The sequence below is a fragment of the Ammonicoccus luteus genome, from assembly GCF_050880385.1.
Classification (GTDB): domain Bacteria; phylum Actinomycetota; class Actinomycetes; order Propionibacteriales; family Propionibacteriaceae; genus Enemella.
This window is the reverse complement of sequence record NZ_JBNZCI010000008.1, coordinates 147,076-158,637: the sequence shown is the minus strand read 5'-3', so window position 1 is coordinate 158,637 and position 11,562 is coordinate 147,076. Positions and strand designations below refer to the sequence as shown.

Genomic DNA, 11,562 nt, shown 5'->3' with positions numbered 1-11,562 from the left:
CCCGCGGCGGAAAGGCTGCGCTGTGGCGCGAAAAGGAGTCCGAGCGGGTGATCTTCCATACCGACCGTGGCAGCACCGGCGGATTCAACTGGTCGTCGCAACACCTGATCGTGGAGGTGCTTGGTGGCGAGTTCGAGGAAGCCGTGGCCGGAGTTGCCGGCTGGTGCACGGCGGCAGTGGGCGGCGGATCGGGCGTTGCGGCCGGCGATGCGGTCGCCGGGGCGGCCGGAGCCGTCGCGGGCGGTGCAGCGCGAGTTCTGGCGGTTGATTGCGACCGGTGTCACGACGGTCGAGGCGTCGGAGGCCGTGGGTGTGTCGTGGCCGGTCGGCGCGCGGTGGTTCCGTCACGCTGGCGGGATGCCACCGCTGAGCCTGGACGAACCCTCGGGCCGCTACCTGTCGTTCGCCGAACGGGAGGAGATCGCGATCCTGAGGGCACAGGACAAGGGCGTGCGCGAGATCGCCCGCGCGATCGGGCGGGATCCCGGCACGGTATCGCGCGAGCTGCGCCGCAACGCCGCCACCAGGGGCGGGAAGCCCGACTACCGGGCCCTGGTAGCGCAGTGGAAGGCGCAACAGGCTGCGAAGCGCCCCAAGACCGCCAAGCTCGTGACCAACGACAGGTTGCGCGAGTACGTGCAAGAACGTCTCTCGGGCAACGTCCACCGGCCCGACGGCACGGTCGTTGGGCCCGAGCCGCCTGCGTGGAAGGGCTTGAACAAGCCGCACCGGCAGGATCGGCGGTGGGCGACTGCATGGAGCCCTGAGCAGATCTCCCACCGATTGAGGATCGACTTCCCCAATGATGAGTCCATGCGCATCAGCCATGAGGCGATCTATCAATCGCTGTTCATCCAGGGCCGTGGCGCGCTCAAGCGGGAGCTGGTCGCGTGCCTGCGGACCGGCCGGGCGCTGCGCCAGCCGCGGGAGCGGTCGCGGAACAAGCCGCAAGGACACGTGACTGCCGATGTCGTGCTCTCCGAGCGGCCCGCCGAGGCCGCCGACCGGGCCGTGCCCGGGCACTGGGAAGGTGATCTGATCATCGGCACCGGCCGGTCCGCGATCGGAACGCTCATCGAGCGGTCCAGCCGTTCCACGCTGCTGGTGCACCTGCCCCGGCTGGACGGCTGGGGCGAACAGCCGGTCGTGAAAAACGGACCCGCGCTCGGCGGTTACGGCGCAATCGCGATGAACGCCGCCCTGACCGCATCCATGACCCGCCTGCCCGAACAGCTACGCAAGACCCTCACCTGGGACCGCGGCAAGGAGCTCTCCGCACACGCCGAGTTCGCGCTCGAGACCGGCACGAAGGTCTTCTTCGCTGACCCACACTCACCGTGGCAACGGCCCACGAACGAGAACACCAACGGCCTGCTGCGACAGTACTTCCCCAAGGGCACCGACCTGTCCCGCTGGAGCGCCGATGACCTCGAAGCCGTCGCGCTCGCACTCAACAACCGACCCCGCAAGACCCTCGGCTGGAAAACCCCGGCCGAGGTCTTCGATGAACAGCTACGCTCCCTTCAACAAACCGGTGTTGCATCGACCGGTTGAACTCGCCACCTACACCGCGAAACGGTTCACCCAGCTCTGCGGCGAGCTGGGGATCCGCCAGTCCATGGGGCGCGTGGGATCGTGCTTTGACAACAGTGTCGCCGAAGCGTTCTTCTCATCGCTGGAATGGGAAGTCCTATCCCGCCATCCCTTCGCCACCCGCACCCAGGCCCGCGCGGTCGTGCTCGACTGGTGCTACGGGTTCTACAACCACGACCGACGCCACTCCACGATCGGCCTGGTCAGCCCCATCCAGTACGAAACCACCACGGCCTCCAAACCGGACGCCGCATAACAAACCTCTACGATTTCGGGGGAACCACAGAACGTGTTTCCGGATCATTGGTCGTTCCTGTTGGGTGAGATCGCGCTGTTCTCGTTCATCATCTTGTTGATCACCGGGGTGGTCCTGACCCTGTGGTTCAAGCCCTCGATGGCCGAGATCGAGTACGAGGGCAGCTACCAGCTGCTGCGCGGACTGCAGATGTCGGAGGCGTTCGCCTCCACCCTCGACATCTCCTTCGACATCCGCGGCGGGCTGTTGATCCGCCAGATGCACCACTGGGCCGCGCACCTGTTCATCGCCGCGATGTTCGTGCACATGCTGCGCACGTTCTTCACCGGCGCGTTCCGCAAGCCCCGGGAGATCAACTGGCTGCTCGGCGTCGGGCTGTTGTCGATGGGCATGGTCGAAGGCTTCGCCGGCTATTCCCTGCCCGATGACCTGCTCTCGGGCACCGGGCTTCGCTTCGCCGACGGCATGATCCGCTCGGTGCCGATCGTGGGCACCTGGGCCGAGTTCTTCGTCTTCGCCGGGGAGTTCCCCGGCGAGTTGATCATCGCCCGGCTCTACATGGTCCACATCCTGCTGTTGCCAGGGCTGTTGCTCGGGCTGATCGCCGCCCACATCGGGCTGGTGGTCTATCACAAGCACACCCAGTTCCCCGGCCCCGGACGCACCGAACGCAACGTGGTCGGCTACCCGGTCTATCCGGTCTACATGGCCAAGCAGGCCGGCTTCTTCTTCATCGTGGCCGGCGTGATCACCCTGATGGGCGCGTTCGCCCAGATCAACCCGGTGTGGACCATCGGCCCCTACAACCCCGCCCAGGTCACCGCCGGCTCCCACAACCCGACTGGTACATGGGCCCCGCCGAGGGCGCGGTCCGGATCATGCCCGGCTGGGAAACCCACATCCTGGGCACCACCTGGTCGTGGAACATCTTCATTCCCGGTCTCGGCCTGCTCGGACTGTTGTTCACCTCGATGGCCCTGTGGCCGTTCTTCGAACAATGGATCACCAAGGACAAGCGCGAACACCACATCCTGGACTACCCCTGGCAAAACCCGAACCGGACCGCGTTCGGTGTCGCCGCGATCACCTGCTACCTGCTGTTCCTGATCGCCGGCGGCAACGACATCATCGCCGTCCGCTTCCAGGTCTCGCTCAACGCGGTCACCTACTTCATGCGGGTCGCGGTCTTCGTGCTCCCGGTCATCGCGTTCATCATTACCAAACGGATCTGCCTGGGCATCCAACGCGCCCGCCACGAACGCCTGCTCCACGGCTCGGAATCCGGACTGATGGAACGCTCCGCCGAGGGCGCCTACTACGAAGACCACGCCCCCATCTCCGACGGCGAGGCCTACGCCCTCACCCACCGCAGCGACATCGTCCCGATCGAGCCCACCCCCGACCACGACACCGCCGGCCTCACCACCAAAAACGGCATCAGCAAACGCCGCGCCCGCTTCCACCGCTGGTTCTTCGGCCACAACATCCCCAAACCCACCCGCACCGACATCGACCAAGCCCGCAACCACACCGACCACCACACCCCCGAACTGACGGGCAGCGTGACCACGTCACGCCGCACGTCCGGTGGGGACGGTCCCGACCGGAATGACGGGCCGGACGCGCACGACCGGAAAGGTGACCACCATGGTTGACGGGGCCCTGATGCTGACGATGATGGCGGTGAGCGCGGTCCTGGTCGTCATTGTCCTGTTCGGTGGGCGCCAACCCCGACGGCGACCCGTCAGCGGTCCGGGCCGCGCCCCCACGTTCGCTCCCGACGATCTGTCCGAGCTTTCGACCCGCTTCAAGGTCGTCGACGAGGAACACCGGAGGAACCGGCTCAAGAAGTCGGAGGAGCTACACCGTCGCTTGGACATGCTCGTGGCGGGTCGCGCGCCCGTCCGCAGGGTCGCACCCGCACCGGATTCAAGCGACGCGAATCGGGCGCACATCCACTTCGCCGATGGCACGACGCTGCGCGTCCGGGTCAACCTCGATCAGCTTGAGCCCCTCATCGAGGCCGTCAACCGTTCCACGGTCTGGCTGAGTTCCTATCGAACCGGTGCATCCGGCCTGCGGCTGTCCTTCGACTCCCGCCAGGGACGGGTTGCCACGATCCAGCTCGGCGTTCAGGTCTCGTAAGCCCTGCTGCCCCGCTCTGGAGTGTCACCGTCGATCGGCCGGTGTCGTCAAGTCCCCGGCCAGTCGTCGGCCAGCGGCGCTGCCGCTGTCGAGCGCGCCTTGGATCGAAGCATCGGAAAGGTCGCCCGCGACGATGAGGTCGCCTTCTGCATAGGACGGGGCGAACGCCCTACCGGGCTCGATCGTGGCCAGGGCATGCGGCAGGTGATGCACCGCCAGCACCGGCCACCGATCAGCCGAGCAGCCGTAGATGGAGCCGACGTGACGGCGTACGTCCTCCTCCCGCGGCGCCTCACCGGCCAGCAGCGTCGACGCCTGCACCAGATGACGCCCCGCGGGCGCGTACGACGGCTGCACGTTGCTGATCACCAGCGTGTTCACCACCGGCCCCTCCCGCCGACCGTCCACATGCAGGTGTATCGACTCCGTGGGCGGCTCATCCGGCGCGAACCACCAGGTGGCCAGGCCCCGCATCGGCGCGACGGCGAGCCGGCACAGCGACGAGGTGGTCCGCGGGTCGGTCGCAACCACGACGCCACGCGACGCGAAGGACTCCCCCTCCGCATCGACGCGCCAGCCGCCCACCTCGCGGCTGACGCCGGTCACCCGGATGCCCAACCGGATCTCGGCGTCGGTCTGCTGCCGCAGCAGGGCCGGCAGCGCCGCCATGCCCTGAGCGGGCAATCCGGGCGTACCCAGGGCGAACCAACGCACCAACCAGCGCGCGAAGGCGGCCGACGACGCTCCGGTGCCGTCGCCGAGCACCCCGCTCAGGAACGGCTCGAGGACCTGCTCGCGCAAGGGGCCGCGGGCACCCACAGCGTCGAGCGACGCGGACAGGGTGGTGTCCGACGTCTGGGCCAGCGCGTCGCGCCCCCGTAACGCGGGCGTCACCCACGCGGCCAGGCCGGCCGCGCCGCGGGGATCGCGGCTGACGAGACGCAGCAGCCCGGCTGACCGCCAGGGTGCCCGGGAGGGGTCGGTCACCGTTCTCAGATCAGGTCCCCGCCGCACGACGACACCGCGCCCGAACGGGGAGATCGCCAGGCGATCGACATCCACCGCGTCGCGCAGCGCGGGATACGCGGGATTGAGGACCTGGAAGCCTCGGTCCACCCGGTAACCGTCGATCACGTCGGTGCGCACCCGCCCGCCGATGTCGTCGGCGGCCTCCAGAACGACCGTACGCACTCCGCGGCGGGTCAACTCGCGGGCCGCGTTCAGCCCGGCGAGGCCGGCACCGATCACGATCACATCAGCATCCATGAGTCACCTCTCCACCAACAGGAGTGGACTGATCGCGGCCTCACCGCCGATTGAGCCTGGCGATGGTCCCGGACAAGGCAGTCGCGAACGTGCACCAGCCGGCGTACGCCCCGAACGCCAGTGCCTTGCCCGGCCCGGCCTTCGCGCCGCGGCGCGTGAGGTCGGCGGACGACGCCGCCAGGGCAGCCGCACCGACGGTCGCGAGCGGCAGGTTGTGCACCCGGAAGAACAAGCCGCTCCACCCCGCGTTCAGCACCAGGTTCACCCACAGGGCCCGCCGGAAGGCGGCCGCGTCGTCGGCCGCTCCGGACTCCTCCAGGTCCGCACTCGTGGCCGTCGCGGCAACTGTGATGAGGACATACAGCGTCGTCCAGACGAGCGGGAAAGCAGCGGCCGGCGGTTGCCAGGACGGCTTGCGCAACTGGGCGTACCACTCACCGTTCGGCTTCGTCAGCACCGATCCGACAGCGGCGCAGGCCGCCACGGCGGCGCCGATGCGGGTCAGGGTGCGACCCCAACGCCCCGGGTCGAGGTGAGCCGTGGCGCGCGCGACGGCCGCCTCGAAGCCCAATGTGCCGCCCGGAGGGTCCCCGAGCAGTTCGGCGGCGTCGTTCTCATGCTTGACGGCATCGTGGATGAGGCTGCCGACCAGCGGCCGGGCGATGTGCTTGCTCACCGGGGTCACGAGTCCGACCCAGTGGGAGGCCAACCCGGGTGTCAGCACGGGCACGGTGCCGACGAGGCGGGGCTTCAGACCTGTGACGCGCGCATAACGGCGCATCATGTCGCTGTAGGTCAGCACTTCGTCCATGCCGATGTCGATGGTCCGGTTCACCGACGGGTCGAGATCCGCCGCGGCAACCAGATAGTGCACCACGTCATCGATGGCGATCGGCTGGATGCGATTGCGCAGCCACTTCGGCCCGATCGCGGCCGGCAGTCGCTCGCTGAGGTGCCGCAGCATGTCGAAGGACGCCGATCCGTCACCGAGGACGATGCCTGCCTGCAGGACTGCCGTGGGCACACCCGAGTCGAGCAGGATGCGACCGACCTCCACCCGCGAGGCCAGATGATCCGACAGGTCACCGTCCGGGTGCAGCCCGCTGAGATAGACGATGCGCGAGACATTCTGCTCGCGCGCAACGGTGGCGAACTTCTCGGCCAACTCGCGGTCGCGTTCGCGGAAACCGCCCTGGGCGTCCATGGAATGCAGGAGATAGTACGCCGCCGTGGTCCCGCCGAGAGCGCGTTCAAGATCCTCACGCTTCGTGGCATCGCCCTGGACGACCTCGACCTCGTCTCGCCAATCCTGAGGCAAACGCGCGGGCGTGCGCGCCAGCACCCGAACGTGCCAACCCGCTGACAGGAGCGCCGGGACGAGCTGGCCGCCAACATAACCGGTGGCACCAGTGACCAGAACCGTTCGTGGACTCATCTCAGCCTCCCAGGGCGAAGATCGGTGGCAACAGGAACAGCATTCCGAGCGACCACGTGAGGTGGGACGCCATCGGGCCGAGCACACCGCCGGTCACGCGACGCTGGGCAGCTGTCAACAGACCCAGGCAGACGGCGGCGAACGTCAGCAGCGGCACGCCGGAGAACAGGGTGGAGGCGGCATAGAGCGCCGTGGACCCCAGGGCATTCATACGCGGGGGCAGCGCGGCGTACACGGCTCCCCGGAAGAACAACTCCTCAGCCAGGCCACTGACCGCCGTGATCAGCGCGACCAGCCACAGGGAGCCGAACCGAGCATGGTCGAGCAGCCCTTCGACCGGCGCCCGCAGCACCGGGATCTGGGCGATGACCAAGGCGCCGGCGAGAAACAGGCTGAGGAGGATGAGCCCCAGGATGAACCCCTGCAGCACTCCACGGCTGACTCCGCCCTCCCTCGTCCGGCCCCGGCCCAACCGCAACGGTCCCGAGGCCAGCGATCCCACGACCCACAGCGCGGCAACGCCCAGAGTCGCCGGATAGAAGAGCGGATCACCCGGCCGCACGGACAATGCCAGCCCGAGGGCGACGGCTCCCAGCGCGAGGGTGACTCCGACCACGATCCGTCGGCGCAGGCGGAGCGCCGGTGTTTCCGTGCGCTTACGCTCCACCGGGCTGATCAACGACGCCCGGAAGAACGCTCGCAGCTCGCCGACGACGGGCTTCACGATTCCGCGACCGCCACTTTCTGGCGCGGGTCGAGTCGCAGGTTCCACAAGGCCTCCCTGACTGTCGCGTCCCACCCCAGGCCTAGACAAAACTTGAACAAGACCGAGGGGCCATCGGCAACCACCGTAGCGCCCGCCGCCTTGGACACGCAGGGGTGCCGTGTTGGTTGTGCGCAATGGCGCACGGCGAAGGTCGGCCTGGTGGATGTGAAATCGGGCCGCATTCAGCTGTGCGCTCAATTCGTTCTGACCCAGTTCTCAGGCCAACAACCCTTTCCGATGCTCTTCGACAAGGGGCGCCCGATGTCGGGACGGCGGCTCAGACGGCACCCGAGCGCAACTGTGACGCGAGCTCCGCGGCAGCGTGGCCGATGGGCGAGGGCAGCCGCACCGCTCCGGCGACCTGGTCGCCCTCACTCCCGCCGACCCAAACGGGGAGAGCCAGCGCAGCCAGCCGGTTCGTGACCGCCTGCGCGGCTGGCGCGGCACCGACGTGGACGCCGAGCACCGCTCCGCGCGGCAACCGTTCCTGGGCGGCGGTCGACCAGTCGTCGGCGGGGACGTCCGCGCCCAGGTAGGCGACTTCGACGCCGCGCAGGCGCAGGCAGGCCGAGAGCGCGAGCAGCGGGATCTCGTGGCGTTGGCCGCTCGGCAGACCGACGAGCACCAGCGGGCTGTCGGGCTCCGGCTGCGCACGGTCGAAGTGGGCCGCGAGGACACGCATCACGCCCCCGGCCGCAAAGTGCTCGTGGGCGGCCGTCAACTGCCCGCGCTCCCAGGCCTCGCCGAGCCTGGCCAGTTCGGGCATCAGCCAGTGGTCGATGACCGTCTCGAACGGTCCGGTGGCGAATGCCTCCGCCAGCTGGTCGGCCAGGTGCCGGGGGCGAAGGCTGGCCGCCGCCTCGACGAGATCGCTGCCCGTCGCCGGCGGCGTCTCCGGCGACGGGGACTGCTCGAGGACCGCGGCGGCAGCCTTGGATGCCGGCACGCCACGATTCATCAGCGCGGTCATGCGCCGCAACCGGGCAACGTCCGTGTCGGAATAGAGCCGATATCCGCCGTGGGATCGCATCGGCTGCACGACGCCATAGCGGCGCTCCCAGGCCCGCAGGTTGTACTCCGAGATGCCGGTCAGGGCGGCAGCCTGCTTCACGGTGTACACGCGGTCCTCCGATGCGGCCGTCCGAAAGCCCTCTGCGCGCTGGCCGCACCGGGAGCAGCCAGAGCTTAGACAAACTCTGCATAATCCGGCAACGGTCGCCGGCTGCCGGGTTGTGGCCCGCTAGCGTCCTGTCATGACCTCGAACAGCATCCTGTGGCTTCGCCGAGACCTCCGCCGAGCCGATCACCCGGCCCTCGTCGCCGCCGCGGACAACGGCCCGGTCGCGGTGCTGTTCGTGCTTGACCCCTCGATCTTCGATCCGGCCGGGCCGGTCCGGCAGGCGTGGATCGCCCGAACCCTGGAAGCGACCGCTGCGGCGTACGAGGGGAAGCTGTGCGTCCGTCTGGGCGATCCGGCCGAGGTGGTCCCGGCGGTCGCGGCGGAAATCGGGGCCCGATCCGTGCATGTCTCCACCGAGACCGAGCCGGATGGCAGCGTCCGGGACCGCCGGGTCCGCGACCGGCTCGGCGAGTTGGGGGTGGCCTGGGAGGAGACTGGATCGCCGTACGCCGTGACGCCGGGTCGGGTGCGCAACGGTGAGGGTGGGGCCCACCGGGTGTTCTCACCCTTTGCCAAGGCCTGGCGGAATCACGGATGGCGCCCCCCCGCTGAAAAGCCCGCGGACCTCGCACTCCTCGAACTGGAGTCGGATCCCGAAGCTTGGGAGCGACTCACTGCGGCAGCCACTGCCCCAGGGCTTCCGGATCTCCCTCCGGCGGGCGAGGACGCGGCGCTGCACAGGTGGCGGACGTTCCTGGCCGATGACCTCGAGGCGTACGCCGAGGACCGCAATCGCCCCGATCTGTCGGCCACCTCGCGACTCTCGCCGTACCTGAAGCTCGGCGTCGTCCACCCGCGCACGCTTCTGCACGACCTCGCCGACCACCCGGGCAAAGGCCCCGCGATCTTCACCAACGAGCTCGCGTGGCGTGAGTTCTATGCCGACGTCCTGCACCACAATCCGGACAGCCTCTGGCAGGACCTGAATCCCGCGCTCGCGCAGATGCCGTACGACGAGCCCGAGGACCTGATCCAGGCGTGGAAGAACGGCCGCACCGGTTATCCGATCGTCGACGCCGGGATGCGCCAGCTGTTGGGCAGCGGGTGGATGCACAACCGCGTGCGGATGATCACCGCCAGCTTCCTCTGCAAGCACCTGCATGTGTGGTGGCCGGTCGGGGCGCGGCATTTCCTGCAGCACCTCGTCGACGGCGATCTGGCCTCAAACAACCACGGCTGGCAGTGGGTGGCGGGCACGGGGACCGATGCCGCGCCGTACTTCCGCATCTTCAACCCCATGCTGCAAGGACCCAAGTTCGATCCGGAGGGCGCGTATGTGCGCCGGTGGATTCCCGAACTCCGCCACCTCGAGGGAAGGTCGGCGCATGAACCGTGGAAGAACGAGCAGGGGTACGCCCGCGGCTATTCGGAACGGATTGTTGATCACGCCGAGGAGCGCAAGGAGGCCTTGGCCCGGTATCAACTCACGCGCTGATGGAGCCGGCGGTCAGCGCCATGTGCTCACCGGGCTCGCCGCGCTCGATGCGCCCGGGATCGTGTCGGCGTCGGTCGATCGAGTTGGCGAACAGGACGGCCACTGCGGGCAGCACCAGGGCCGCCACGAGGAGCACGATGCCCAAGGCACCGGGCACGAGGATCATGCCGACGAAGCAGACCATGCGCAGCGTCATCGCCACCAGATAGTTGCGCTGGCGGCGAGCAAGATCCCGGGACCGCCCGGGCGCGGCGGTGGTGATCAACGGAACACCTGCCCGAGCTTCACGCTGTTCTGCCCGCCAATCACTCATTGAGTCCCCGTCCCTGGTTGTGTGCTGGCAGGGCGGGCGCCTTGCCGGGGGAACCCGCCCTGCCTCTGTGGGCTATTCGGCGGAAAGGGTGCTTCGGGTTGCATCGGTGACGACGTATTTTCGGCGGGTGCCGTCGGGGCGGCAGCTCGGGCTGGCACAGTGTGGCGCATGCTCCGCTTGCCGCATCCCCATCTGATCGCGCTGCGAACCGCCGCGACGATCGTGCTCAGCTGCCTGGTCGCGCAGGCGGGCTGGGCGGCCGCCTTCCTCGGTGGTGACACCGGCTATCGGGCGCACCATCGCGTGGGCGCGGCGGTCACGGTCGCCGTGTGCGTGCTGGCAGCGGGCGTGTATGTCGTCCTCCGACGCTCGGCCGGCCGGGTGAACGTCGCACTGGCGGTGCTGGTCGCGGTGGGTGCAGGCATGCAGTACGCACTGGGCGAGGCGGGGATCACTGCCCAGCACATCTTCATCGGCGTCCTGCTGGGCATGCTCGGCACAGCTCTTACGTCGTGGACCTATCGCCACACGCTCCCGGCCGCGAACGCTGGGGGCGACGACGCCGGTCCGGACCTCCCCACCGAGACGTAGACTGCTCCAATGCCTCATCCTCGGCGGGATTCCGTCGCTCCCGGGCAGGAGTCGGTGTGGGACTATCCGCGTCCCCCTGCGCTGCGGTGGTGCAACCAGCGCATCCGCGTGGTGCTCGGTGGCCAGACCATCTGTGACGCGCCGGGGGCCTGGCAGGTGCTGGAAACCAGCCATCCGCCCACCTACTATCTGCCGGGCACTGCGTTCGTCGAGCAGGCGATCACCCCGGCCGACGGGTCGTCCTTCTGCGAATGGAAGGGCGCCGCCCGCTATTTCGATCTCCATGGCGGCGGCCGGACTGCCGACCGGGCCGCGTGGACCTATCCCGAGCCCTCGCCCGGCTTTGAGCGCATCGCGGAGCACATCGCGCTGTACGCACACGCCGTGGACGCGTGCTACGTCGGCGACGAGCTGGTCCGGCCCCAACCCGGCCGCTTCTACGGTGGCTGGATCACCGAGTCGGTGGCCGGACCTTTCAAGGGAGTCCCGGGCAGCTTGGGTTGGTGAACGTGTCTTTTCTTGCTTGCGTCGATAGGTGAAGTCTGCTTCACTTGTTCTCGCAAGGGGAGTACTCCAGAGGCG

11 protein-coding genes and 1 pseudogene are annotated in these 11,562 nt (G+C 68.6%); 7 read left to right on the top strand and 5 right to left on the bottom strand.

Features of this window, described 5'->3' with window-relative positions; translation table 11 throughout:
• Nucleotides 1-207 precede the first annotated feature (207 nt).
• The 4 genes and pseudogenes from ACQ260_RS15835 (at nucleotide 208) to ACQ260_RS15820 (ending at nucleotide 3,994) form a co-directional block, all read left to right on the top strand.
• Nucleotides 208-1,554, top strand: coding sequence for an IS30 family transposase (locus ACQ260_RS15835; protein ID WP_432560436.1), 1,347 nt, complete (start codon nucleotides 208-210; stop codon nucleotides 1,552-1,554).
• The gene (locus ACQ260_RS15830) at nucleotides 1,505-1,849 is read left to right on the top strand and encodes an integrase core domain-containing protein (RefSeq protein WP_432560432.1); all 345 of its coding nucleotides are present in this window, start codon (nucleotides 1,505-1,507) and stop codon (nucleotides 1,847-1,849) included. Before ACQ260_RS15835 ends, ACQ260_RS15830 begins: the two co-directional genes overlap by 50 nt.
• Before the next feature lie 27 nt (nucleotides 1,850-1,876).
• A pseudogene (gene qcrB, locus ACQ260_RS15825) lies at nucleotides 1,877-3,504 on the top strand (cytochrome bc1 complex cytochrome b subunit); the annotation flags it as partial.
• On the top strand, nucleotides 3,497-3,994 hold the full coding sequence (locus ACQ260_RS15820) for a hypothetical protein (protein WP_432560431.1): 498 nt from the start codon (nucleotides 3,497-3,499) through the stop codon (nucleotides 3,992-3,994). The pseudogene qcrB and the gene ACQ260_RS15820, both read left to right, overlap by 8 nt.
• 24 nt (nucleotides 3,995-4,018) lie before the next feature.
• Here the strand turns inward: ACQ260_RS15820 and ACQ260_RS15815 are convergent, their stop codons facing one another.
• The 4 genes from ACQ260_RS15815 to ACQ260_RS15800 all read right to left on the bottom strand — a co-directional run bounded on the left by ACQ260_RS15815 (nucleotide 4,019) and on the right by ACQ260_RS15800 (nucleotide 8,581).
• Nucleotides 4,019-5,260 (bottom strand): NAD(P)/FAD-dependent oxidoreductase, encoded by a 1,242-nt coding sequence (locus ACQ260_RS15815; protein ID WP_432560430.1) that lies wholly within the window; start codon nucleotides 5,258-5,260, stop codon nucleotides 4,019-4,021.
• Between the two features lie 40 nt (nucleotides 5,261-5,300).
• On the bottom strand, nucleotides 5,301-6,695 hold the full coding sequence (locus tag ACQ260_RS15810) for a tryptophan-rich sensory protein (protein ID WP_432560429.1): 1,395 nt from the start codon (nucleotides 6,693-6,695) through the stop codon (nucleotides 5,301-5,303).
• Nucleotide 6,696: 1 nt separating this feature from the next.
• Entirely contained in the window at nucleotides 6,697-7,419 is a 723-nt protein-coding gene (locus ACQ260_RS15805) for a CPBP family intramembrane glutamic endopeptidase (RefSeq protein WP_432560428.1), read from the bottom strand.
• A gap of 319 nt (nucleotides 7,420-7,738) precedes the next feature.
• On the bottom strand, nucleotides 7,739-8,581 hold the full coding sequence (locus tag ACQ260_RS15800; RefSeq protein ID WP_432560427.1) for a MerR family transcriptional regulator: 843 nt from the start codon (nucleotides 8,579-8,581) through the stop codon (nucleotides 7,739-7,741).
• A gap of 133 nt (nucleotides 8,582-8,714) precedes the next feature.
• Here ACQ260_RS15800 and ACQ260_RS15795 point away from each other — a divergent pair, with 133 nt between their 5' ends.
• On the top strand, nucleotides 8,715-10,076 hold the full coding sequence (locus tag ACQ260_RS15795) for a cryptochrome/photolyase family protein (protein WP_432560426.1): 1,362 nt from the start codon (nucleotides 8,715-8,717) through the stop codon (nucleotides 10,074-10,076).
• On the opposite strand, the gene ACQ260_RS15790 is transcribed toward ACQ260_RS15795, so the two are convergent.
• The gene (locus ACQ260_RS15790; protein ID WP_432560425.1) at nucleotides 10,066-10,341 is read right to left on the bottom strand and encodes a DUF3099 domain-containing protein; all 276 of its coding nucleotides are present in this window, start codon (nucleotides 10,339-10,341) and stop codon (nucleotides 10,066-10,068) included. The genes ACQ260_RS15795 and ACQ260_RS15790 overlap by 11 nt on opposite strands.
• A gap of 216 nt (nucleotides 10,342-10,557) precedes the next feature.
• Here ACQ260_RS15790 and ACQ260_RS15785 point away from each other — a divergent pair, with 216 nt between their 5' ends.
• Together ACQ260_RS15785 and ACQ260_RS15780 are read left to right on the top strand one after the other, a co-directional pair.
• On the top strand, nucleotides 10,558-10,980 hold the full coding sequence (locus tag ACQ260_RS15785) for a hypothetical protein (RefSeq protein WP_432560424.1): 423 nt from the start codon (nucleotides 10,558-10,560) through the stop codon (nucleotides 10,978-10,980).
• Between the two features lie 9 nt (nucleotides 10,981-10,989).
• Entirely contained in the window at nucleotides 10,990-11,487 is a 498-nt protein-coding gene (locus ACQ260_RS15780; RefSeq protein WP_432560423.1) for a DUF427 domain-containing protein, read from the top strand.
• Nucleotides 11,488-11,562: the final 75 nt, after the last annotated feature.